Source organism: Burkholderia sp. MSMB617WGS (assembly GCF_001532025.2).
Lineage (GTDB): Bacteria > Pseudomonadota > Gammaproteobacteria > Burkholderiales > Burkholderiaceae > Burkholderia > Burkholderia savannae.
Window position 1 is genome coordinate 3,793,339 of record NZ_CP013457.1, and the last position, 24,125, is coordinate 3,817,463.

Here is a 24,125-nt window from a genome sequence, read left to right on the forward strand (position 1 = left end):
GGGCACGCGACGCTAATTGATGGAAGCGCTATTCGCCACCGGCGCCCATATCGCAAAGGCGCCGCCCAATGCGAGCGCAACGCCGTACGGCACGCCGCGCGCCGAGATGCATCGCGATGCCGTCGCCCCGCGCCGCCACGCGACGGCGGCGGCGATCGCGAAGCCGAGCAGCAGCCCGCCCGCCCCGACGATCAGCATCACGGGGAACACCAACGCCGGTCCCGCCCAGAGGAATATCGCCGCCGCCAGCTTGACGTCGCCTCCGCCGATCCAGCCGAGATGTCGCAATGCCCCGAACAGCGCCAACATCACCGCCGCGATGGCGGCGTGGCTCGCCACCGACGCGGAGCTGTCGCGAATGAGCGCCGCGTCCGCGAAGTAAAGCGTCGCGAGCGCGAGCACCGCGCCGTTGGCTAAACGCCGAACGCAAATGTCCTGCGCCGCGAGCAGCGCCAGAATTAGCGTAGCTGCCGCCTGTACATAGCTGGCCATAAAGAGCGCCGTCCGTTCGCGCGCCGCGACAGGGCGTCCGACCTCGCCGAATCCGTGTCGTCCCCGGCAACACGCGAAAAAAGGATTTAGATCAGGCCCGTGACTTTCGCAAGCAAAGTCGAAAAGACGTTCGGAAGCCCGGTGGACGTGCTGCTCAGAATGGTGCCCACCGCCGCGAGCGCGACAACGACGATGCCGCCGAGGACGACGTACTCGAGTGCGCTCACACCCCGTTCGTCATGCATCAGGGATTTGAAGTAGCGAATCATCAGAACCTCCATCTCACGCGATCGGACATCGATCCTTTGGCGAAGAGAACTGCGCCACCGTCACCCCGGAGGCGGCCCGGCACATCAATGGCACGAAAAGTGCGAAAACGCGCTTCGCATTCTGCGGCACGATCATTCATGCAAGAATAATTTGCATTTTTCACCAAATCACAATCGACCGAACCCGAAAACTCCCTCGCGAATTAACGGATGGATATCGCGCCACCAATATTTATATATGACGCTGAAGCCGGATTTGCAAAATATTCATGTTTGAGCCGGAATTTAAAATTAATCGCCTTTTTGTAGCGCAACTTGCTCTGTACCTTGCGCGGCGCCGGCGTTCATTGAGCCCCGTTTGATAGCGATGCGCGATGCGCCTCTCTTCGCATCCGCAAGCGTATCGCGCGCCCCGACCCGGCATCTCCGCGCCGCTCGCGAGAGAAAATGAATTTCTCTGCCGGCGAATGCCGCGAGCCGAAGCAAATAACCACTTATTTATAAATAAATCCATCCGTCCGGATCGACCTGAAAACGAATTGAATGACAAGGGGAAATTTTTAATTCCATCTTTCCGTCTTGTGGATTTCGTGAGCGATATGCTTATTGGGCGCTCGCCTTTCGGTTCCTGAGTTTGACGGCGCCGTCGGATGTTCCCATCGCCCATCGGCGATGCTTTTCCAGTCAATTTCCTTCAAACCTTCGAAAGCAACCGATTCCATCAGACGGCAATCGCCGCCGCGACGCGTTTGGTTCGCTTCGTCACGAACGCGGCTCGGCGCTGCGTTCCGTTATTGGGCGAGCCGCCGCCATGCGATCTCGCGCTCGGCGCGTTCGGCTTCGCGCCGGGCCGTTCACGCATCGCGCGTTTTCGGCGATGGCCATCGGATCACCCGGCCGTGCGTGCCGCATGGATCGGAGGTGCCGTCTCGCGATGTCGAACGTGCGGCTCACCGCCCGGTTGCCGCACGGCAGCGACGCCGCCCCCACCGCCAACGCATGCAGCGCCCGGGCGTGGCGGCCGTGGATGGCCGGCTTTTTCGTCATCTGCATCGCCGTTGCCACGATCACGCGCTCGCCGGCTGCGGGCAACCCGTGGCGACGGCCGCCGAAACTGTTTGAATGCCGATTTCGATTCGAACGCGCCACGTCAGAGAAGGGCCATGCCGCGAGATATTTCGACAAGCGCATTGCCAAATATGTCGATGGCCGACGGATCGCGCATGTCCGGCATGGCGTCTCGATCGCGCGAGCGGCGGCCGCGTGCACGCGCGAGCGAAACAAGGGTGCAACCGTCAGTTTCGGCATTCGGCCGCACGGCGATAACGGCTTGGCGCGGAATCCTTCCGATCAAGGCACGCGCCATGCCGTCCGCTTCCGATGAGCTGAAACGCGCACGGCTTGCTGCGCGGCACCACCCGCATTCGCCGGGCGACGACGCGAGCGCATGGACTACGCAAAGTTCATCCGCACCGGGAATGGGTCGCGGATCAAGCGACAACACGCTTCGCGCGGGCCGCGTGACGACGCGTCATGTTGCGTTGCTCGCGACGTCGATGTGCTTGGCTTGGCCCGCGTATCGAGGTGCTGTCGTCCGCGGCGACAGTGCGGCCGTTATTGGCGGCGGCGGCAACGCGATCCATATCGCCCTCGTCATGACCGTGCCGAACGCGCGCCTATGCAGGTGATCATCAAGCAAGAAGAGCAGCCGAATTTTCATCCGCTCGGCCGGCCTCGTCACGCGGGCGCGGCCCCTCGCGCCTCGCCTTTCGGCGCTCATGCGCGGTGCCGTCCGGGTTCTGCTGCGCTCGCCGAAAAATGCGACCGCGTTCGCGCAGCGTTTGACCTCGGGCGGCCGGCGACAGCTTCGCGGAAAGCGGCAGGCTCGTTATTCGACCGCTTGAAGATCGTCCGCTGCGGTTGCGGAGCGCCTGTCGTCTGCTGTCTGCTGTCTGTCGTTCGGCCTCAGCGCTTGCGCAGCTTCCCGCCAATCCGGCGATATTTCGGACGAACAATCATGGGGAGATGCGACAGCGCATCTAGTGCGATGCCGCAATATCGGCTGCGAGCCGGTCCGCTTCAATTGCAAATATCGCATCGAGATCAATGTCGAAATCCAGATCATCAATCGCACTATGCAGCCGGACCAATCGTTTATCCATGTCAATTTCCAATAGCCGGCCCTGCTCGATATTATAATTAATTGAATCGCTAAAATCCCCGTATAGCGTTACCTGTTCTCCAATGGGAATCACCATCAGTTTCTCCTCGATCGACTCCCGGGGAAATTTTTCGCTCTGCACGTGACCATCGTGTTTGATCGAATAGACATATAGTGCTATCTGCCGAATGATTTCATCGTCTTTTATCCTAAGCGCAGCCTGGAGGGTTCGAACGGCGTCTATCCAGCGATCGATTTTCGTCCTGGTCGCTTGGTTTGCGCCTGATTTTCCATACAAGAACCGAAAATGCAGCGGGGTAATCGTGCGCTGCCACGGCGTCAAGAACTCTCGCCTCACGCGCTCGATCAATTTTTCATCATGAAGCGAGTCGATCTCGATCTTGAAATTGTCGACATCGGCGGGGCGCGGCCTGACGCTGATCGCCATTATTTTATCGACGAATATATCGCAATATTTATCATGGCCGCGCCTGACCGTTATCGTCCTGCTTTCCTGATTCAGGCTGTGGACAATGCCTGAGATCATTTGCCCTCCACTGATTATGGCACTAATAATACAGCCGCTCTCAATGAGGGAGATGCACTGTTTCCGGTCCATGATTTCTCCCGAAGCTGGACGGCATATTAATGCTACCGCACGCCACCAAACGGGTAAACATCGGATTGCCTTCCCGTCGTCGTTTTGTTTTTGTGCTCGAATTTCGTGATTAAACGCGGCGAACCCATCCGGGTTCGCCGCGGATTGCACATGAATTCGCAACCGATAGCGAAATTGTTTGTTCATGCGGCCATGCATCGCTTGCGCCGTCGTCTTTCTCCACGGTTCGATTGTCGTTCTCGTCGGCCTCTGTCGCGACGAGCGCCGATCCGCTGAGTTACGACACGATGCGCATGGTGGACAAAATCAAGACCGTTGATTGGCTAGCCGAAGGTACGATCTGCCGAGAAATCGGTCACCGCAATTTGAGGCGCGTGAGTCCGCCCCACTGTGCATCAAAACACACGATTTTCGCGCGCCGTGAAACGGACGACATCGCGCGCCATACGGGCTGGCGAGCGGGCTGGACGGTTGCAAACCGTCCGATCAAGCGAAGCCCGCAGGCGAGGAAGGGACCGCGCGGCAGGCAAGATGCCGGTGGACATGATGCAACCCTCCCCGCGTCAGCCCATCGGCCGGAACGCGAGAGGACTCAACCACCGCAACGGCATCAGCCCCAAGACGGTCCTGACACCCAACGGCGAACTGAAACGGAATATTCCGCGCGATCGGCAGGCGACGTCCGAGCCACAGCGCTTCGGCACCACGCAGGCCGCGCAGCCCATCGAATGGCTGTCGGACAACGGTTCGGCCTACATCGACCACCGCACACGCAGCTTCGCTCGGGAACTGGGCCTTGAACCGCTGACCACGCCGGTCCGTTCGCCGCCGAGCAATGGCATGGCCGAATCGTTCGTGAAGACCATGAAGCACAATTACGTCGCATGCATGGACAAGCCTGACGCATCAACGGCGCTCTCGCGTCTAGCTATTGCGTTTGAACACCACATTGAGCGCCGCCCGCATCAAGCCCTGAAATACCGCTCGCCCCACGAGTTCAGGCACGCCGCAGTGCCATCAACCTAACAGTGTCCGCGTGTCCTGAGTTGCAGGGTCAACTCCGGTCGGGACGAATAGGGAGAACCACAAAGACGTTCACTGATTGACGTCTTGACTCGATAACTCGTCACCGAACAGTTGATCGGAAATCTGCGCCATCGCATGAAAAACCGGCTCGAGCAACTTGCCCCTGTCGGTAATCATGTACTCGACATAGGGCGTGGCCGACTTCCGAGCGATGCGTTTGACGAGCCGCTGCTGTTCGAGATATCGCAGTCTTTCAGTCAGTACCTTCGACGAGACCGGCTCGACTATTCGTTGGATTTCCGCGAAGCGATAAGTAGCCCCATCCAGCAGAAGCCACAGAATCCGTGGCATCCATGTGCCGGAAAAAATATCCACGAAGCGCTCGAAGGGGCAAGGTTGCCTGGACGCCGGGAACGGCGCGATTCTGGGGGTGGGTTGGTCCATGTCGAGTCCTGTCGGTTACCAATTGGTAAGTACCTTACCGTATAGAAACTTGCGTGTTAGTGTCGCACATACTCGCCATTGATGTGTAGAAGCGTTTAGCGAGATCCCTCCACTAATTTCGGATAACAAAATGATCGACAGACCGGCAGATATTGTTAGCCCCACCACCAATCAGATCCAGCCTCCCGTTGTTTCGGCGGAAGACGCGGCGCGCGCTGGCCGTGTGCCGTACGACAAGCCGACGCCGGAAAACGCGATCGTCCTCTTTATCGATCATCAGATCGGGCTGATGGCGGGTGTGCGCGATTTCGGCTCCTTGGCCGAATATCGAAGCAATGTCGTCGGCCTCGCGCGCGCGGCGAAGGCGCTGAAGATGCCCGTGCTGATCTCGTCATCGAACGCGCAATGGCAGAACGGCGATACGCTACCCGAGATCAAGGACATCTTCGGCGACGAGCCGATCTACAGGCGCACCGGCATCATCAACTGCTACGAAGATCCGACGTTTCGCGCAGCGCTGGAGAACCTGGTTCGGCAAACTGGCCGCAGGCACATCATCATTTCCGCCGTGACGATCGGAACCTGCTGTGCGTTCCCGACGCTCTCCATGTTGCAAGACGGCTACAAGGTGTTTCCTGTCGTCGACGCATGCGGCGCGTGGAACGCCTATGAGGCGCAGGCCGCCATGTCGCGGATGAGCAAGGCTGGCGCTGAACTGGTCACGACGTTCGCGCTCGCCTGCGAGCTTCAAGCCGACTGGAAGCTGCCGAGCGCGAACGACATGCTCGCACCGTTCATCCAGAACCTTCCGGAATACGGATTCGTACTGCAGAACTTCTGGAACAACGCGAATCAGCACGCGGTTCCGGACCCGTTCGGGATCGTGAAGTAAGCTCATTGAATCATGTTGTAGAGAAAGGAATTGGAAATCGAATTTGATAATTCGGCATCCATAATATATTGGCAGGAAGTTCCGCCACGTCGCGCAAGCGTGAGTGGCGGAAACGCATTCGATGCACCCAGACGCCGCGCTTCAAACGACGCGGCGATCGAACCTACGCGCCCCCGCTTCGCGAGACAAATTGCAGAGCCGCAGAGCCGTTGGGGATTTCAATTTCGCTTCGGGTGAAATGTTTTTCACACGCTCATGAAACTCTACCTGTTGTCATTGGGAGCCGGCGTTTTCGTCGGCGTCATTTACAGCCTGATCAACGTGAGATCACCCGCGCCGCCACTCATCGCGCTGCTCGGCCTGCTCGGCATGCTGGGCGGCGAGCAGATCGCACCGCTCGCAAAACGCTTGCTTGCCGGGAATACGCTGCAGGCCGCCTGGCGCGATGCAGGTTGCAGCAACCACATCTTGGGGATGCTGCCCGGCCGGCCGGCGCCCAAGCAGTCAAGCGCCATATCGGAATCCACCGGAGACATTCGCTCATGACCGCCTCTTTCCACATTCCCGATCTCGTCTTGCGCAACGGACGATTCGTGACTCTGAATCGGTCGAAGCCGACGGCGAGCGCAGTCGCAATCGAAAACGGCACGTTCGTCGCTGTCGGCGACGAGGCGGAAATCATGCCGCTCGCCGGTTCGAACACGCGCATTGTCGATCTGAACGGCCGCCTCGTACTACCGGGGCTGATCGACAACCATGCGCATCTCGTGCGAGGCGGCTTGAACTTCAACATGGAACTGCGTTGGGACGGTGTGCGCTCGCTGGCCGACGCAATGGACATGCTGAAGCGGCAAGTCGCGATCACGCCGCCGCCGCAGTGGGTGCGCGTGGTAGGCGGCTTCACCGAGCAGCAGTTCGTCGAAAAGCGGTTGCCGACCATCGACGAGCTGAACGCCGTGGCGCCGGATACACCGGTATTCATCCTGCATCTGTACGACCGCGCGTTGTTGAACGCTGCAGCATTGCGCGTCGTCGGATACACGAAGGAAACCCCCGAGCCTCCTGGCGGCAAGATCATGCGCGATGGCCAAGGCAACCCGACTGGCCTGCTGCTCGCGAAACCGAATGCATCGATTCTCTACGAGACCCTCGCGAAAGGCCCCAAACTGCCATTCGACTATCAGTTGAATTCGACGCGTCATTTCATGCGCGAACTGAATCGACTCGGTGTCACCGGCGTGATCGACGCGGGCGGCGGTTTCCAGAACTATCCGGAAGACTACGAGGTGATTCAAAGGCTCGCGGATGAAGGACAACTGACCGTGCGGCTTGCGTACAACCTGTTCACGCAAAAACCGAAGGAAGAAAAGCAGGACTTCCTCAATTGGACAAAAACCTCGAAGTACAAGCAGGGGGACGATTACTTTCGGCACAACGGTGCCGGTGAAATGCTCGTCTATTCCGCCGCAGACTTCGAGGATTTTCGTGAGCCGCGGCCTGACACGCCGCTACAGATGGAAGACGAACTGGAGGCCGTGGTGCGCGTGCTGGCCGAGAATCGCTGGCCGTGGCGCTTGCACGCGACGTATGACGAGACAATCAGCGGCGCGCTCGACGTATTCGAAAAGGTCAACCGCGATATACCGCTGGCGGGTCTCAACTGGTTCTTCGATCATGCCGAGACGATCTCGGAGCGCTCGATGGATCGTATCGCCGCACTCGGCGGCGGCGTCGCCGTCCAGCATCGGATGGCTTATCAAGGTGAATACTTCGTCGAACTCTACGGCTCGACCGCCGCGGCAGCCACGCCGCCGGTGGCGAAGATGCTGGAGAAGGGCATTCGGCTATCGGCCGGCACCGACGCCACGAGAGTCGCTTCGTACAACCCGTGGGTATCCCTCGCGTGGCTGGTGACGGGAAGAACGGTCGGCGGTCTGCGCCTGTACCCGCAACGCAACTGCGTCGATCGCGAAACGGCGCTGCGCATGTGGACTGAGAAGGTGACCTGGTTCTCGAACGAGGAAGGAAAGAAAGGGCAGATCGCGGTTGGACAATTCGCCGATCTGATCGTGCCGGACCGCGACTTCTTCTCCTGTGCCGAGGACGACATCGCGCACACGACTTCGATGCTGACGCTGGTAGGCGGGCGCGTTGTCTATGGAACGGGCGAGTTCGCTTTTCTCGACGACGGCGAGCCGCCGCCCGCCATGCCCGACTGGTCGCCGGTGCGGCGGTTCGGCGGCTTTGCGGCCTGGAGGGATTCGAAGGGCGACGCAGAGGCGGCGTTGCAGAAGGTGGCCGGCGCGTCGTGCGGTTGCGCAAACGCATGCATCGTGCATGGGCACAGCCACGACCAGGCGTGGTTGCGCAGCGTACCCGCGTCCGATGCGCGTTCGTTCTGGGGAGCGCTCGGCTGTGCGTGCTGGGCGATTTGATATGGACGCGGTCAAGACTCGCCGTCCCGCATGGGTGAGCGCGATCCTCGGCTGGCGCCCGCTTGTGCCAATGGCTCGAACGGCGCTGGTGTCCGCCTACCTGTTCGGTAGCCTAACGAAGCTCTTGAATTATCGCGCGGCCATCGCCGAGCTGGATCACTTCGGACTTCGACCAGGGTGGCTTTGGGCGGCTCTCGCCATTGCCGTCGAGCTGGGCGGGTCGGTTTGCGTCATCGCGGATCGTCTTGCTTGGCTCGGCGCCGGCGGCCTCGGATGCCTGACGGCAGTCGCGATGCTGGTCGCGAATGATTTCTGGAACATGGCCGGTGCCGCTCGGCTGCGTGCGGCCAACAGCTTTTTCGAGCATCTCGGATTGATTGCCGCGCTGTTAATGGCGGTGTGGCTGTCCGATTCGATTCGTCGAGATGGCAAGCGCCATCTTCATGAAAAACCATAAAGATACTTCAATGCCATGTCCCTCTTCCGTCTCTTGATCGCGACCAGCATGGTCACCACCGGCCTCGTCTCGACGCTGCTAGCCGTCGCGACGCCAGTCTCGGCGCCGACGGTATCCGTCGGCCCCCAGTACGACACAACGCACGTGTACGTGGCACCGGAAGATTTCGACACATTCGTCGAAAGCTTTCTCGCAACGTTCGGCGGTCACAAGTCAAAGCAAGGCGAGTTCCAGGTAACGCCGGCGCCGAGCCGAACGATTTCGCAGCTCGTGTTCACGCCGGTCGGCACGCTGTCGGTATTCGGTTTCAAGACGCCGATTCCCTATCCTTTCGGTGATGAACGCACAGGCTATATGGTGACCGACATGGATGCGGCAATCCAGTCGGCGAAAGCGCACGGCGCGGACGTGACCGTTGCGCCATTCCCCGATCCGGTTGGGCGCGACGCGATCGTCGTGTGGCCGGGCGGCGTCCAGATGCAGTTTTACTGGCACACGCAGGCGCGGAGGTACGAAGAGTTGAAGACGGTACCGGAGAATCGCGTCTATGTGTCGCCGGACCGCGCTGATGAACTGGTGCGCGACTTCGTCGCGTTCTCGCACGGAAAAGTGGTGTCGGACGTGCGCGACGCTTCGGGCGCGGAGATCGGGCGGCCGAACGATGCGTATCGCCGCATCCGCATCGAATCGGGCTTTGGAAAGATGACGGTCGCCGTCACCGACGGTCATTTGCCCTATCCTTTTGGCCGCGAAACGACTGGCTACGAAGTGGCGAACCTCGCCGGCACGTTGAAAAAAGCGCAGTCCGCCGGTGCGACGGTGCTGGTACAGCCGTTCACATCGGACAAGCGCGAAGCGGCGTTTGTGCGGTTCCCGGGCGGCTATATTGCCGAAATTCACGCCGCAGCCCGATGACTAAAGCGCGCATGTTGATTACCGTCCGTTCGATGCTCCCCAATCGGGCCTGGACGAAGAGGCACGAAGACAATGTGCTTGCAGCCATTGCCGGCTATGTCGACACATTCAGCTTCGTCGCCCTGTTTGGTCTCTTCACGGCGCATGTGACGGGCAACTTCGTGTTGATCGGCGTGGACGTTGCCGGTTATGGACAGGGCATCTTCACGAAACTGATGACCTTCCCCGCGTTCGTCTCCGGCATCGTATTAAGCAGCGCGGTGGTGAAGGCCATGCGGTCTCAGGACGCCAATCGAAGAGCGGCGTCCTTGTACGCGATTCAGGCGGCGCTCCTGGTGGCTTTCTGCGTTTCCGGCGTCGGCATCGAACCGGCACTCGGCGCCGATAGCGTGCCGATCATCGTGTGCGGGATGCTCGGCGCGGCGGCCATGGGCGTGCAGAATGCCCACAGCCGGTTGATCGACCGCGTTAGCGTGCCGAATACCGTGATGACCGGCAACGTCACTCAGGCCGTGCTCGATGTAGTGAACCTTGCTTCCTCGGAGACGCCGGTCGACACGAAGATGGCCGTCCGCATCCGCCTCGGGAAGCTGCTCCGGGCCATCTCATGTTTCGGGTCCGGCGCCGTCGTCGGTGCGTTGGCTTATCGATATGTTTCGTTCTGGGCGCTGATGCTGCCGGTCGCGTTGCTCGTCACGCTTGCACTGAGCCTCTTCCTCAACGCGCCGGGCGCGCAGGATCGCGCAGCCATGCCGGGACCGAACCCATGATGCGAGCGACATCAATGCAGGATAGTCGGATGTGGTTGCGTTGGCCGGCATTCATTCGTCGACGCCACAACTGCTCTGTGCTGCCCATCATGGTGGCCGCAGCATTCGGCCTTGGCATCGGCAAGCGCGTGGAGGCGAACGAGAATGCGGTGGCGTGCGCGCAGAAGCGGCCGCGCGTGCTCTCCAACCGCTGGCAGGAAGACTGGTCGGTTCTGGCTGACCCGTGCGTGCCGGCAAAGCCTCTGGACGACCTCAAATACATCCCGCTCGGCGACGATCCGCACTCGTACCTGTCTCTTGGCGCGAATCTCCGGGAGCGTGTCGAGATCAGTGGAGCGCCGCTGTTCGGCGTTGGTCCGGCATCCGCCAACACCCGGCTGCTGCAACGGGCGCAGGTCAGTGCGGACTTACGGATCGCGCAACATTATCAGGTGTTCGTCCAACTCGTGGATGCGCGAGCGTATGGCAAGGATATCGCGACGCCGGTCGACAGGAGCCCGCCGGATATCGAGCAGGCGTTCGTCGCATGGGTGGGGCACGCGGCTGGGGCTACGGCGAAGTTTCGCATAGGGCGGCAGGAAATGGCTTTCGATCTGCAACGCTTCATTTCCGTTCGCGAAGGCCCGAATGTTCGGCAAAGCTTTGATGCAGTCTGGGGCGATCTGGAATACAGCAAGTGGCGCTTTATCGGTTATGCGACGCAACCGGTGCAAAATCGAGGCAGTACGGCGTTCGACGACAGATCGAACCGACATCTCACCTTCAGCGGCGTGCGTTTCGAGCGCAAGGACGTCGGCCCGGGTGATCTGTCCGGTTACTACTCGCGTTACAACCGAAGCAACGCGGTATTTCTCGACGCAAAGGGCGACGAGCATCGGGATGTATTCGATTTGCGCTATTCCGGAAAAACTGGGCGTGCCGATTGGGACGTCGAATCCATGCTGCAAACGGGCCACGTCGGCCGCGACGTAATCAATGCATGGGCGATTGGCTCGCTCGCGGGCTACGCGCTGGAGGGTTGGGGCACGCCTCACGTTGGTCTTCAGATTGACGTGGCGTCCGGCGATCGGCATCCGGGAGACGGCCGAGTGGGAACGTTCAATCCGCTCTTTCCGAACGGCTACTATTTCACGCTGGCGGGATTCACCGGTTACGCGAACATTGTTCACATCAAACCGTCAATCACGCTGAAGCCGTCGAGCAGGCTCTCATTACTTGCAGCATTGGGTTTTCAGTGGCGCCAAACGGCGAATGACGCCATTTATCAACAAGGCAACGTTGCCGTGCCAGGCACCGCGGGACATGGCTCCCGGTGGACCGGGATGTACGTGCAGCTTCGGTCGGACTGGACGGTTGCCGACAATCTGATCAGCTCGATCGAGGCCGTTCATTTTCAGGCGGGTAATGCCATCCGGAGTTTGGGAGGCAGCAATGCCGACTATGTCGGTATCGAATTCAAATACGGATGGTAATGGATGGCTGGGCGATCGATTCGCGGGCCATCTGAACGAGTTGGTTTCCCGGATCGACTTGTGAGGGTGCCGGTTGCATCGCGGATCACCGGGCCATGTCGGCAGAGTTTGCAAGACCGCCTTCGAGCGGACAGCCCCCGGCGAGCGCGTTTGGCGTGCCACATGTCCGCCCGGCCGTCTTGACATCCGGGCCGGCGCAGCCTGGTTCCGAGCGCCATTCGCCACGGCCATCGGTTAGACGATCGTGGCGGGAACAGCGTTTTGAATATCGATTCCAGATGGTTTTCGAGAAAGCAAAAATCGAATATTTATGTTGCAGTTGAAATTGAGAATGGACTATTTTCAATCGCTCCGAGTGTTTGTAAAGATTGTGGATCTTGGCGGCTTTACACGTGCGGCGTCCGCGTTGGATATTTCAAATGCAGTAGTAACACGCGCACTTGCAGCGTTGGAAGCTCACCTTGGCACGAGGTTGTTGAATCGGACAACGCGTAGCCTTTCACTTACGGAGCCGGGGCGTGTTTATCTGGAAAAGGCGCGTCAGATTCTGGTTGAACTCGACGACGCCAAAGAGATGGTTGCCGCCGGGAACCGCGAGCCGTCTGGCACGTTGCGAATCGTCGCCCCCATCGTGTTTGGCTTGAACAGTTTGGCTCCGCTTCTGCAGTCATACAGCGCGCGATTTCCCAAGATCGTGCCGGACTTGACGCTACTCGACAATCAGGTCGATCTGGTCGAAGACGGCTTCGATGTCGGGATTATGGTTTCCAAGCAAATGCGCAGCTCGAGCATCGTTACGCGTCGCCTGACGACTGAAAGTTGGATTGTATGCGCGGCGCCGAGTTACCTGGAGAAGCATGGGGTTCCGAATCGAGCAGAGCAGATTTCCCACCATGTATGTTTGAGCCTGCCGGCCGATCATTGGGGCGAAGATTGCACTTTTGCTGGGTTAGGTGGCGCGGCGTGCAGTCAACCGCTCAATCGATTCGTTGCAAACAACATCGAGATGCTGCGCAAGTTGGCGATTCTCGGCATGGGCATTGCCACTTTGCCTGATTATTTGATCAAAGGGGATATAACGTGTGGTCGCCTCGTGCATCTCTTCGGCGATCATCGGCATCCAAAGTTCGATATTCATGTGGCATACCCGAGTCGTCGCTACCTGGCGGCCAAGGTTCGAACCTTTGTCGATCACATCGTCTCCAACTTCGATCATGTGGCGAGCGCCGAGCAGAGTTGTTCGCCGTAGCTCCAAACACGACCTCACTCCACGGATGGATGAGTCAACGGAACGCGGAAACTCGCGTGACAAACGATCCTTCGGCGCAGCAAAGGCGACGTCGGCATAGCGCGACTCGCTGCGTCGCCGGATCATCGCGCGCAGGCCGCGTGTGATGCCGCGTCGCAAACCCGGGTGATAGACCTACACCCCATCGATGGCGACGACCTTGTAGCCGCGATCAGCGACGGCGTTCCGGTTGGACGTCGCCCAGGATCGCCGCCTGCTCCAGCGCTTCGGTCAGCGTGTGCCCGGCGTACGGATTGCCCGGCACCGAGCGCGCGCCCACGACCAAGCCTTCCTTGTGCGTCGTCGTGATCGACACCTTCACGCCGCATTCGTACGGCTTGCGCGCCTTGCCCTTGGCCAGACACTCGATTTCCGGCGCATGTAGTGCGTACAGCTTGTTCTTGTCCTTTTGCTTCTGCGACAGAATCCGCTTCGTGCGGCCAATCAAGTCTTCCAGCGCAGGGCGGCTTTGCCGTGCGACGCCATCGAGTTGCCGTTCGACGTCTCTCATCACGCGGCCCATACGCAGGCACAAGGTCCGCAACGCCCCCCTTCATCCGCTTGTACTGCTTCGCGTGCGCATAGCGGCCAATCTGTTTCGCCAGGCGCGACGCCTCACGGTTGTCGTTCTGCCGCAGCTTCAGCCCATGCCGGGCGGCTGCCTTCACCAGATGTTCGCGGCAGCGCTCGAGCAGCCGCAAATCGGTCGGATGGGCAATCGCCTTCTCCATCACCGTCGTATCGACGATCAAGCGCTTCAGACTCGCGTGCTTGACGACCTTGGCCCGTTTGGCCGCCTCGATCGTCTCCGCCAGCCGCTCTTCGACGCTAACTTCACCAAGCCCCTTGTGCTCCTCGCGACCCGGTTGCGAACGCGTTGCAGGCCTGACACGGATGCAATCACCTGGTGAGCCGTTTGCGATGGTCACGCGACAGCGGGCGGGCGGTTCACGAGGCGTGCGAGAAGCGGCGCCGAAGCACCGGAAAGCGACATTCGGCAAGCGGTGCCAGCGGCGGCGCGCTGGCACCGTCGCAAGCGTTACGACCGTTCCGAATCGAGCTGCTCGTTGTTCTTCACGACGTCCTGGGCCTTGAGATAGCTCTCGATGAGCAGTCGGTACTGAGGGAAAATCATCGCGTAGACATCGACCCATTGCTGCGCATCAGGACGATGCCAGGTCTGCTGCAGTTCGCCGGCTACCGCTGCCGTGTCGACCGGAACCACGCCCGCTTGAACGACACGAGCGAGTGTGATCTCCTGCGCCATTTTCGAGTACGTGCCGGAGGCATCAACCACGGCGAAGACCTTGTAGCCTTCCTGCACGGCCGAGATGGCGGGGAAAGCCATGCAGATGCTCGTGATGGTGCCGGCGATGATCAACGTCTTGCGTCCCGTTGCCTTGACCGCGTCGACGAAAACGGGATTGTCCCAGGCGTTAATCTGCCCCTTGCGAGCGACATATTTTGCATGCGGCGCGCTTTCGTGGATTTCGGGGATCAACGGACCGTTCGGTCCTTGCGGAACCGACGCGGTCGTGATCACCGGTATCTTGCAGAGCGTTGCGATCTTGGCTAGCGCAATGGCGTGATTACGCAGGACGGTCATTTCCATGTCCTTGACGGTCTGGAACAGGCCGCTTTGATGGTCGATCAGCAGCATGGCGGAATCGTTCGGGTCAAGGACGGGGCGCTGACCATTGAAGTTTGCGGGTGCGCTCATCGGAATACTCCTGATAGTGAGGCCAATCGCAGCGCCAGAACAGTGCTGGAACGACCGGTGGTTGCGCGGTTGCGCGAATAACAGCTTTGCCGCATTGGCACTAAAGTCGGGAAATCATCGTGAACAGGACATGCAGCAAGGCGCAGATCAACGCGAACAGCAGGAGAGATGCGACGTACAGGTCTGTTACCGTGCCGACTTCCAGCCGTCTCGGTTGGCGGCTCGGAATGCGGGAACGAGGAAGGGTTGCTCACGCAATGCGCCGGCGCGAAACATGTTCGACGACCCATATCAGGCCGCCCATGGTTCGGTGCCGTCCGGACGAGTCGACCTTGCCGCGGAATACCCAATATGCGAATGCGTTGTAATCGAGGACAACCGCAACATGACCAGTGCGCCGACCGCGACCATGAGCCAGTTGCCTGGGGCGGCCACGTCATGAGCGAATGTCTCCGGTGGATTCCGATATGGCGCTTGACTGCTTGGGCGCCGGCCGGCCGGGCAGCATCCCCAAGATGTGGTTGCTGCAACCTGCATCGCGCCAGGCGGCCTGCAGCGTATTTCCGGCAAGCAAGCGTTTTGCGAGCGGTGCGATCTGCTCGCCGCCCAGCATGCCGAGCAGGCCGAGCAGCGCAATAAGCGGCGGCGCCGGCGATCTCACGTTGATCAGGCTGTAAATGACGCCGACGAAAACGCCGGCTCCCAATGACAACAGGTAGAGTTTCATGAGCGTGTGAAAAACATTTCACCCGAAGCGAAATTGAAATCCCCAACGGCTCTGCGGCTCTGCAATTTGTCTCGCGAAGCGGGGGCGCGTAGGTTCGATCGCCGCGTCGTTTGAAGCGCGGCGTCTGGGCGCATCGAATGCGTTTCCGCCACTCACGCTTGCGCGACGTGGCGGAACTTCCTGCCAATATATTATGGATGCCGAATTATCAAATTCGATTTCCAATTCCTTTCTCTACAACATGATTCAATGAGCTTACTTCACGATCCCGAACGGGTCCGGAACCGCGTGCTGATTCGCGTTGTTCCAGAAGTTCTGCAGTACGAATCCGTATTCCGGAAGGTTCTGGATGAACGGTGCGAGCATGTCGTTCGCGCTCGGCAGCTTCCAGTCGGCTTGAAGCTCGCAGGCGAGCGCGAACGTCGTGACCAGTTCAGCGCCAGCCTTGCTCATCCGCGACATGGCGGCCTGTGCCTCATAGGCGTTCCACGCGCCGCATGCGTCGACGACAGGAAACACCTTGTAGCCGTCTTGCAACATGGAGAGCGTCGGGAACGCACAGCAGGTTCCGATCGTCACGGCGGAAATGATGATGTGCCTGCGGCCAGTTTGCCGAACCAGGTTCTCCAGCGCTGCGCGAAACGTCGGATCTTCGTAGCAGTTGATGATGCCGGTGCGCCTGTAGATCGGCTCGTCGCCGAAGATGTCCTTGATCTCGGGTAGCGTATCGCCGTTCTGCCATTGCGCGTTCGATGACGAGATCAGCACGGGCATCTTCAGCGCCTTCGCCGCGCGCGCGAGGCCGACGACATTGCTTCGATATTCGGCCAAGGAGCCGAAATCGCGCACACCCGCCATCAGCCCGATCTGATGATCGATAAAGAGGACGATCGCGTTTTCCGGCGTCGGCTTGTCGTACGGCACACGGCCGGCGCGGGCCGCGTCTTCCGCCGAAACAACGGGAGGCTGGATCTGATTGGTGGTGGGGCTAACAATATCTGCCGGTCTGTCGATCATTTTGTTATCCGAAATTAGTGGAGGGATCTCGCTAAACGCTTCTACACATCAATGGCGAGTATGTGCGACACTAACACGCAAGTTTCCATACCGTAAGGTACTTACCAATTGGTAACCAGCAGGGCTCAACATGGACCAACCCACCCCCAGAATCGTGCCGTTCCCGGCGTCCAGGCAACCTTGCCCCTTCGAGCGCTTCGTGGATATTTTTTCCGGCACATGGATGCCACGGATTCTGTGGCTTCTGCTGGATGGGGCTACTTATCGCTTCGCGGAAATCCAACGAATAGTCGAGCCGGTCTCGTCGAAGGTACTGACTGAAAGACTGCGATATCTCGAACAGCAGCGGCTCGTCAAACGCATCGCTCGGAAGTCGGCCACGCCCTATGTCGAGTACATGATTACCGACAGGGGCAAGTTGCTCGAGCCGGTTTTTCATGCGATGGCGCAGATTTCCGATCAACTGTTCGGTGACGAGTTATCGAGTCAAGACGTCAATCAGTGAACGTCTTTGTGGTTCTCCCTCCCTATTCGGTCCGACATCATACGTATCGTGCTCGATTTGAGGCGATACTTAAAAGTTCTAACAAAATGAGTAGCGAGGGCTGTTAACCCGGTGCGCGCTCTGTCAACCTCTTGGTCGTCTCGCTGACGAGGGGGCGATGGCAAAGCCGCTACCCGATGACCAATTGTGGTCACTCATCCAACCGATGCCGCCACCACCGAAGCCACGCCCACGCGACACCCGGGGCGCAAGCCGCTCGACGATCGCGCCGTGCTCGCCGGCATCCTGTTCGTGCTGCAATCCGGTATTCCGTGGGAGATCCTTCCGCAGGAAATGGGATGTGGACGTCTCCTACATCCTCGGGACGCTTCAGGTATTCACGGGTGAGACGTACTTGCAGACCAAGCTGCCGATCGATCCGCCGAGCCTGACGCGCCGGCGCAAGCGGCTGGGCGAAGCTTGCGTTGAAAAGCGGCTGGCGGAGACGATCGAGGCGGCCAAACGGGCCAAGGTCGTCAAGCACGCAAGTCTGAAGCGCTTGATCGTCGATACGACGGTGATGAAGAAGGCGATTGCCTATCCGACCGATTCGCGGCTACTCGAGCGCTGCCGCGAACATCCGGTGAAGGCGGCCGCTCGACATGGGCCGAAGCTGAGGCAGAACGACAACCGCGAGGCGCCCCGCCCGGAGAGCCAGATTGGCCGCCATGCGCACGCGAAGCAGTGCAAACGGATGAAGAAGGCGCTGCGGACCCTGAGGGCCGCCCCATCCGATGCGGCAACGCGCTAGCCTAGCCAACGGCACAAGCGCTTGCAAACCACGCAAGCCGCGATTGGCAAAACTCGAGATAGGCGCGCACCAGCGCCGACGGATGCCGATGCGACGGATACAGCAGATTGACATGCTGTTCAGGCAGCGGGTGGTTGGGAAGCAACGCAGTCAACCGTCCCTGACGAATCGGATCGGCGGCGAGAAACGGCGGGAGCTCCGTGACGGCCTCTCCGGATATTGCGCTGCGGCGCAACTGTGAATAGTCATTGGTGGACAAGACGACGCCGGGTTCGAACGTCTGCTCGCCCAAACGCCATCCCCGACTGAAATTCGCACCCGTGCTCCAGACCGCACAGGGGAACCGATGCAGGTCGTCTGGCGCCTCCGGCGTACCCAACGCGTCGATCATCGCCGGACTGGCGACCAGGACGTGGCGGTAGGAGAGTAACCGGCGCGCCACCATCGCTTCGTGCGAGATCGCTCCGATCCGCAGCGCGACGTCGATCCCATCCTCGATCAGATCGACTCGACGCTCGGTCGTATACACGTGCAAGTGGATATCCGGATACCGCTTCCCGAACGCCGACAACAGCTCCCACCACGCCTCGAATGCGGGCGGCAACGACAAGCGCAACCGTCCCTTCAGCCGGGCCTGATCGCTGACCACCGCCTGCTCGCCCTCGGCGAGCATCTCGACGCCTCGGCTCGCATGCTCGTAGAACCGGGTCCCGGCTTCGGTCAGCTTGGTGCCGCGCGTGGTGCGCTCCAGCAACTGCACCTGCAATTGCTTCTCGAGCGCACGAATACGGCGGCTGACCGTCGGCAACGGCATCTCCAGCCGCGCGGCGGCACCGGAAAGGCTGCCCGTCTGCACGACGCCCACGAATATCCGTACGTCGTTGAGGTCCAATTCAGCCTGCCAAAAATGAAAGAGATTTTTTCATTTTAGCTAGTTCCGTTGCGGATTTGACCAATCCAGAATGACGCGTGTTCGACGGCTCATCGATCTACCGGATGAGCCGTCATTTCGCAACTTTTCTCACCTCGGGCAACGCATGCCGAAGCGGATTCCGCCGGGCGTCACGATGGAGACGCCCGGTACGGAGAGCGTGTCGCGTGCGCGCCCGGCGCGCATCCGGAGTTCTCGTGAAGGCCTACGTCATCGAACGCTTCGGCGGCCCGGACGTCCTGCAGTTGCAGGACGTGCCGATGCGGAATCCCGGCGACGACGAAATCCGGATTCGCGTTCGCGCGTCCGGACTCGACCGCGCCGAGATGTATCTCCGGTCGGGCAACCTCGGGCCAATTGGCGACCAGCCTCGCGTGCCGGGCGTCGAAGCGGTCGGTGAAGTGCTCCACGATCCTGCCGGCCAGCGTCGAACCGGACAGGCCGTCGCAACCGCGATGGGCGGGCTGCCATTCACGCGACCGGGCAGCTACGCGGAGCAAGTCACCGTTCTGCGCGGCAACGTCGTCGCCGTGGACGACTCGGCGCTTTCATGGGAAGCGCTCGCCGCGTTGCCGCAAGCGTATGTCACTGCGGCCGGCGCGCTCGACAAGGTGCTGGCGATCTGTTCCGGCCAAACGCTGCTGATCCGTGGTGGTACGCCTTCGGTCGCGCTCGCGGCAATCGCCCATGCGAAATACCGTTGCGTCACGGTCATAGCTACGAACCGGGCGCAAGCCCATTTTCAGCGGATGCGCGACGTCGGCGCCGATCTTGCTCTCGTCGACGGCGGGCAAATTGCGGCAACCGTCAAGGAAGTTGTTCCGTCTGGCGTCGACGTCGTGCGGGAAGGCGTCGGCGCCGGCACCCTGAGGGATTCGCTCGGCATCCGAAGTCTTGACGTTCGCCCGACGGGTTCGCCCGAGCGACACGCCATGCACGCCGCTCGGGTGACGGCGATTTTCCGGCAACACAGGAACGGGGCCGGGCAATTCGCCAGACTTTCGTCGCTGAGATCGTGCGATCGGCACTCGCGCCGCAAACAGCTCAGCCGGTCGGCCGCGCAACGAATGCCACCCACGCCGATACCCTTCGGCTTGTCCGGGTTTCTATCAAAGCGGATGGCACAGGCAGGCCGCTGCCATTCGAGTACGTGTCCAAACAGCAGGATTAGGAGTGTATGAATGTTTCAGTGGAAACTCATTAGCCATTCACGTTTCGGCATCTTGGCGCCGCATCGAATCGTCGAGCCGGGTGCGACCGCGGCACAATGGGTCAACGACCAAACGGCGACGTTCGCCCAAAACATGCGAACGTCCTATCGCGCAATGATTCCGTCTGCCGGCGCACCCGACCCGGTCGATCAGGTGCTCGCGATCGATGTAGCCGCCACGCATCCCGCCCGAAACATCCCGGTGCGCGTATACAAGCCGACCGATGCGCGAGCGGACGAACGACTTCCGGTCGTGCTGTTCACGCATGGTGGCGGCTTCGTGTCCGGCGATCTGGATACGCACGACGTGCTCGCGCGCGCGATCGCCAGCCGTGCTCGCGCGCTCGTGATTGCCGTCGACTACCGGCTCGCGCCCGAATTTCCGTTCCCCGCGGGTCTTGAAGACGTCTACGCCGTGCTGCGATGGACGGCCGACCACGTTGACGAAATGGGCGGCGATGCCAAGCGGGTCGTGCTCTGCGGCGATAGCGCCGGTGCGACTCTTTCGACGGCGACCGCCATGCTCGCCCGCGATCGCGGCGGTCCTCGACCGGTGGCGCAATGGCTCATGTACCCGTCCGTGAGCAACAAACTGGACACACCCTCATGGGCCGAGCTGGGCGACGCGTACTTTCCCACGCGGGAGGTGATGCGCAATGTGCTCGCAAGCTATGTGCCGACGGAAACAAGTCCGCATGCGCCGCTGCTTTCCCCCATCCTGGGAGATCATGCCGATCTGCCGCCAACACTGATTCAGGTCGGCCAGCTCGATCCGTTGCGCGACGAGAACGTCGCGTACGCAAGCAGCCTGAAAGAAGCAGGCGTTGAAGCATCCGTCATCGTCTACGAAGGGCAGTCACACGGTTTCATCCAGTTCTTCAAGGACAAGGCGAACCATCCCCGAGGCGAGGTCGCACTAGACGATGGAATACGATTTCTCCGGAAACAAACTGCCTCACAGTAATCCGTAAGCCCGGCTGGCACCGGGCATACATCCGAAATGACACGCACGGTCCGACGAGGCTCGGTGCATGGACGGCAAGTCGCGAACGCCGGGCTTGTGACCGCGGAACTTGGGGGAAGCAGTTGATGGACGGATTGGCACGCAGCGATTCTGCGACCAGGAACCTGCCCGGCTACGTATTCCAGATGGAGCGGTCACGCGGCGCGCGGGCCGGCCCGCGCGCCGATCTCGGCCTGCCGCACTGAAAAATGAACAAATTCTCCGACATGAGCACGTTCGTGGCCGTCGTCGAATCAGGCAGCTTTTCCGAAGCCGCCCGCCGCCTCGGCACGACCAAGTCAATCGTCAGCCAGCGCGTCCAGCAGCTCGAAAAGCGTCTCGGCTGCATGTTACTCAAACGCGGTCGCCCGCTGCAGCTGACCGAACCCGGACAAAGTTACTTCGATCATTCGAGACCGCTTCTTCAGGAGCTCGAAAGAATCGAATCCGACGTTCAGGAAGCCGGAGCGAGCCTGCACGGCACATTGAGGCTCGTGGTGCCGGCCACGTTCGTCACGCGCCAGCTTGCGCCGCTATTGGTTCGCTTTGCCGCGAAATATCCCGACCTCTGCGTGGATGTCGAGGCGGAGGACCGGCTATCCAATCTGCATGACGGTCATTTCGACCTCGCAATACGCATCGGCAAGCTGACCGATTCGAATCTCGTCGCGCGCACGCTCACCGCCAATCACCACCTGATTTGCGCCAGCCCCGCCTATCTTGCCCGGCGCGGCGTGCCTGCGCATCCCGCGGATCTACTGCAGCACGACGGACTGATCTATCTGAATCGCGAGCCCAACGGCATGTGGAGCCTGCCGCTCGACGGCACCCAGCAGTCGTTTCGTATCCGTGTCCGGATGCGAACCGATTCGGGACATCAATTGCTGGCGGGCGCACTGGCAGGCCTGGGCCTTGCGATCCTACCCACGTTCCTCGCCGCCGAAGCGCTCGCCGCCGGCGATCTCGTGCCCGTTCTGCCGGACCACCCCCCGCCGGGCGGACAGATATCCGCGCTGTACCGAAAAACGATTCGCACGTCGCCCAAAATCCAGGCGCTCGTCCAGTTTCTCGCCAACGAGATCGGCCAACCGGCCAGTTGGGACGCCGCGCTCGTCGAGCGCGGCATTCTGCCTCGCGTCCGGCAGGCGTAACGGCGCTTCACGCCCCCCGGGCCCAATCGCCGCCCATGTGCCGCACACGTCGTTGTCGGGCCCGGCGTTCGTGGAAACCGAACGCCGCGTTCGCCTGCCGCCGGCTATGCCGGTGCGTTCGCAATTCGTAATCTGGTCGCGACTCATTTTCACAAGGCCCACGACCGTGAGTGACGATACCCTGCGAAACCCCGCGCGCCGCACGATGCTCGCGCAGACACTCTCCCATTCGGCCGCACTCGCCGTCGGCTCGCTGCTCAACGGCGAAGCGACCGCGGCGCCGGCCTCCGCCGACGCACCGACAGACGCGCCGTCCCGCCGCCGCGCCGGCAACGGCAAACGCACGCTCGACGTGCTGATCGTCGGCGGCGGCTCGGCCGGCGCCGTGCTGGCGGCGCGTCTCAGCGAGAAGACGGGCCGCAACGTGCTGCTGCTCGAAGCCGGCCGCAACTACGCCGCGTGGGACTATCCGCACGTGATCGCGAGCAGCGACATCGTCGGCGGCGACGCGCGCCATGAGTGGGGCTACCGCACCCAGACCGGCTACATCGATCACCCGATCGGCGCGCTGCGCGGCAAGGTGCTCGGCGGCAGTTCCGCGATCAACGGCGCGGTCGCCATTCGCCCTCGCCCGCAGGATCTGAAGAACTGGAATCTTCCGGGCTGGTCATTCGACGACATGCTGCCGTCGTTCAAGCGACTCGAAAGCCGCGACAGCGGCAGCGCCGCGCTGCATGGCCATGCCGGCCCGCTGCCGGTACGCCAGCTGACCCGCGAGGACATCACGCCGATGCAACGCGCGTTCGTCGATGCGACCGTCGCGAATGGCTATCGCGTCATCGACGATTTCGACGGTCCGGACGCCAACGGCGTCGGCCCGTATTCGATGAACATCGTCAACGGCGTGCGCGTCAACACGGGCATCGCCTATCTGACCAACGACGTCCGCGCGCGCAACAACCTGCGAATCCGGGGAGACGCGCTCGTTGACCGCGTGCTCTTCGACCGCGACCGCGCGATCGGGGTCAGGCTTGCGAACGGCGAGGAAATCCACGCGAACGAAGTGATCCTGAGCGCGGGCAGCTACGGCAGCGCCGCGATTCTGCTGCGATCCGGCATCGGACCGGGCGCGGATCTGCGCGCGCTGTCGATCCCCGAAGTCGCGAATCTGCCCGTCGGGCAGCGCCTGAAGGATCACCCTTTCTATTACAACGCCTACGCGGCGCGCCCCGACAGAATCGGCGACCAGTCGCCCGTGATCGGCGCGTTCCTCTGGACGCACAGCGCGTCCGCGCAAAACGGCGACCTCGATTTGCACGTCACGGCGACCCATCTGTTCCCGCACGACCAGAGCCCGACCAAGGTCGGCTTCGTGCTCGCGGTCGCGCTAACGCGGCCGCTGTCGGTCGGCAGCCTGAAGCTCGCGAGCCGCAAGCCGGGCGACGCGCCGGTGATCGACCTGAACTTCCTCGCCGACGAGCAGGACCGCGTGCGCCTGCTCGACGGCATCAAGCTGGCGCGGCGCATCGGCCGCACCGCCCCATTGTCGGACCTCATTCATTCCGAGCTGAATCCCGGCCCGGGCGCGGCGACCGACGAGCAGATCCTCGCGTCCGTCAGGTCGACCCTGGACACCTACCACCACCCCACGTCGACCGCGCCGATGGGTGTTCCGGGCGATCCGCACGCGGTCGTGGACCTCGACGGGCGCGTGCACGGCATGCACAACTTGCGCGTCGTCGACGCGTCGATTTTCCCGGACTCGGTTTCCGTCGCCACCAACGTCACCACCATCGCAACGGCCGAGCATATCGCTCGCCACTACCTCTGA

22 protein-coding genes and 5 pseudogenes are annotated in these 24,125 nt (G+C 61.2%); 17 read left to right on the top strand and 10 right to left on the bottom strand.

All coding sequences use genetic code 11. The features are described from left to right. Positions 1-12 precede the first annotated feature (12 nt). Together WT60_RS18555 and WT60_RS18560 are read right to left on the bottom strand one after the other, a co-directional pair. Entirely contained in the window at positions 13-492 is a 480-nt protein-coding gene (locus tag WT60_RS18555; protein ID WP_038747013.1) for a prepilin peptidase, read from the bottom strand. 86 nt (positions 493-578) lie between these two features. Next, the gene (locus WT60_RS18560) at positions 579-761 is read right to left on the bottom strand and encodes a pilus assembly protein (protein ID WP_038747161.1); all 183 of its coding nucleotides are present in this window, start codon (positions 759-761) and stop codon (positions 579-581) included. Positions 762-1,704: 943 nt separating this feature from the next. Here WT60_RS18560 and WT60_RS18565 point away from each other — a divergent pair. Beyond that, positions 1,705-2,145, top strand: a complete 441-nt coding sequence (locus WT60_RS18565) for a hypothetical protein (RefSeq protein ID WP_222430140.1) — start codon at positions 1,705-1,707, stop codon at positions 2,143-2,145. A gap of 340 nt (positions 2,146-2,485) precedes the next feature. On the opposite strand, the pseudogene WT60_RS35735 reads toward WT60_RS18565, so the two are convergent. Together WT60_RS35735 and WT60_RS18575 are read right to left on the bottom strand one after the other, a co-directional pair. Beyond that, positions 2,486-2,730 (bottom strand): annotated as a pseudogene (locus tag WT60_RS35735) (hypothetical protein); the annotation flags it as partial. Positions 2,731-2,800: 70 nt separating this feature from the next. Next, complete coding sequence (locus WT60_RS18575) at positions 2,801-3,727, bottom strand: hypothetical protein (RefSeq protein ID WP_145986822.1); 927 nt, start codon at positions 3,725-3,727, stop codon at positions 2,801-2,803. A gap of 504 nt (positions 3,728-4,231) precedes the next feature. On the opposite strand from WT60_RS18575, the pseudogene WT60_RS18580 reads away from it, so the two are divergent. Next, positions 4,232-4,567, top strand: a pseudogene (locus WT60_RS18580) (integrase core domain-containing protein); the annotation flags it as partial. Positions 4,568-4,636: 69 nt separating this feature from the next. Here WT60_RS18580 and WT60_RS18585 read toward each other — a convergent pair. After that, a complete protein-coding gene (locus tag WT60_RS18585) occupies positions 4,637-5,011 on the bottom strand; it encodes a helix-turn-helix domain-containing protein (RefSeq protein WP_059608709.1) in 375 nt (124 codons plus the stop codon). Between the two features lie 130 nt (positions 5,012-5,141). Here WT60_RS18585 and WT60_RS18590 point away from each other — a divergent pair, with 130 nt between their 5' ends. The 8 genes from WT60_RS18590 to WT60_RS18625 all read left to right on the top strand — a co-directional run bounded on the left by WT60_RS18590 (position 5,142) and on the right by WT60_RS18625 (position 13,201). Beyond that, positions 5,142-5,903, top strand: a complete 762-nt coding sequence (locus WT60_RS18590; RefSeq protein WP_052145010.1) for an isochorismatase family protein — start codon at positions 5,142-5,144, stop codon at positions 5,901-5,903. A 255-nt stretch (positions 5,904-6,158) separates the two neighbouring features. Then, positions 6,159-6,449 (top strand): DUF1427 family protein, encoded by a 291-nt coding sequence (locus WT60_RS18595; protein WP_060356675.1) that lies wholly within the window; start codon positions 6,159-6,161, stop codon positions 6,447-6,449. Beyond that, positions 6,446-8,338, top strand: a complete 1,893-nt coding sequence (locus WT60_RS18600) for an amidohydrolase (RefSeq protein WP_038755458.1) — start codon at positions 6,446-6,448, stop codon at positions 8,336-8,338. The genes WT60_RS18595 and WT60_RS18600 overlap by 4 nt, the downstream gene beginning before the upstream one ends. Before the next feature lies 1 nt (position 8,339). Continuing rightward, positions 8,340-8,795, top strand: a complete 456-nt coding sequence (locus WT60_RS18605) for a DoxX family protein (RefSeq protein WP_038755460.1) — start codon at positions 8,340-8,342, stop codon at positions 8,793-8,795. A 48-nt stretch (positions 8,796-8,843) separates the two neighbouring features. Further along, positions 8,844-9,710: a glyoxalase gene (locus WT60_RS18610; RefSeq protein WP_231752909.1), complete on the top strand. Its 867-nt coding sequence runs from the start codon at positions 8,844-8,846 to the stop codon at positions 9,708-9,710. Between the two features lie 11 nt (positions 9,711-9,721). Further along, positions 9,722-10,480 carry a YoaK family protein gene (locus WT60_RS18615; protein WP_236860835.1) on the top strand — a complete coding sequence of 253 codons (759 nt, stop codon included), beginning with the start codon at positions 9,722-9,724 and terminating at the stop codon, positions 10,478-10,480. Between the two features lie 29 nt (positions 10,481-10,509). Beyond that, positions 10,510-11,952, top strand: a complete 1,443-nt coding sequence (locus WT60_RS18620; protein WP_060356283.1) for an alginate export family protein — start codon at positions 10,510-10,512, stop codon at positions 11,950-11,952. A 331-nt stretch (positions 11,953-12,283) separates the two neighbouring features. Continuing rightward, positions 12,284-13,201: a LysR family transcriptional regulator gene (locus tag WT60_RS18625; RefSeq protein WP_059584769.1), complete on the top strand. Its 918-nt coding sequence runs from the start codon at positions 12,284-12,286 to the stop codon at positions 13,199-13,201. A 108-nt stretch (positions 13,202-13,309) separates the two neighbouring features. On the opposite strand, the pseudogene WT60_RS18630 reads toward WT60_RS18625, so the two are convergent. The 4 genes and pseudogenes from WT60_RS18630 to WT60_RS18645 form a co-directional block, all read right to left on the bottom strand. Continuing rightward, a pseudogene (locus tag WT60_RS18630) lies at positions 13,310-14,088 on the bottom strand (IS5/IS1182 family transposase); the annotation flags it as partial. 191 nt (positions 14,089-14,279) lie between these two features. Continuing rightward, a complete protein-coding gene (locus tag WT60_RS18635) occupies positions 14,280-14,960 on the bottom strand; it encodes a hydrolase (RefSeq protein ID WP_038755466.1) in 681 nt (226 codons plus the stop codon). Between the two features lie 436 nt (positions 14,961-15,396). Further along, positions 15,397-15,687, bottom strand: a complete 291-nt coding sequence (locus WT60_RS18640; protein WP_060356675.1) for a DUF1427 family protein — start codon at positions 15,685-15,687, stop codon at positions 15,397-15,399. Positions 15,688-15,942: 255 nt separating this feature from the next. Then, positions 15,943-16,704, bottom strand: a complete 762-nt coding sequence (locus tag WT60_RS18645; RefSeq protein WP_052145010.1) for an isochorismatase family protein — start codon at positions 16,702-16,704, stop codon at positions 15,943-15,945. 130 nt (positions 16,705-16,834) lie between these two features. Between WT60_RS18645 and WT60_RS18650 the strand changes: the two genes are divergently transcribed. From WT60_RS18650 to WT60_RS18660, 3 genes and pseudogenes are all read left to right on the top strand, one after another. Then, entirely contained in the window at positions 16,835-17,209 is a 375-nt protein-coding gene (locus WT60_RS18650) for a helix-turn-helix domain-containing protein (RefSeq protein ID WP_060356674.1), read from the top strand. Between the two features lie 157 nt (positions 17,210-17,366). Next, positions 17,367-17,554: pseudogene (locus tag WT60_RS18655) on the top strand (transposase); the annotation flags it as partial. Positions 17,555-17,579: 25 nt separating this feature from the next. Next, positions 17,580-17,969: pseudogene (locus tag WT60_RS18660) on the top strand (IS5/IS1182 family transposase); the annotation flags it as partial. A 31-nt stretch (positions 17,970-18,000) separates the two neighbouring features. Here WT60_RS18660 and WT60_RS18665 read toward each other — a convergent pair. Then, positions 18,001-18,891 carry a LysR family transcriptional regulator gene (locus WT60_RS18665; protein WP_059584030.1) on the bottom strand — a complete coding sequence of 297 codons (891 nt, stop codon included), beginning with the start codon at positions 18,889-18,891 and terminating at the stop codon, positions 18,001-18,003. A 236-nt stretch (positions 18,892-19,127) separates the two neighbouring features. Between WT60_RS18665 and WT60_RS18670 the strand changes: the two genes are divergently transcribed. The 4 genes from WT60_RS18670 (at position 19,128) to WT60_RS18685 (ending at position 24,125) form a co-directional block, all read left to right on the top strand. Beyond that, a complete protein-coding gene (locus tag WT60_RS18670) occupies positions 19,128-20,111 on the top strand; it encodes a hypothetical protein (protein WP_060355833.1) in 984 nt (327 codons plus the stop codon). Next, complete coding sequence (locus tag WT60_RS18675) at positions 20,112-21,104, top strand: alpha/beta hydrolase (RefSeq protein ID WP_226377164.1); 993 nt, start codon at positions 20,112-20,114, stop codon at positions 21,102-21,104. Between the two features lie 248 nt (positions 21,105-21,352). After that, on the top strand, positions 21,353-22,294 hold the full coding sequence (locus tag WT60_RS18680) for a LysR family transcriptional regulator (protein WP_038748267.1): 942 nt from the start codon (positions 21,353-21,355) through the stop codon (positions 22,292-22,294). Positions 22,295-22,460: 166 nt separating this feature from the next. Then, complete coding sequence (locus WT60_RS18685) at positions 22,461-24,125, top strand: GMC oxidoreductase (RefSeq protein WP_222430141.1); 1,665 nt, start codon at positions 22,461-22,463, stop codon at positions 24,123-24,125.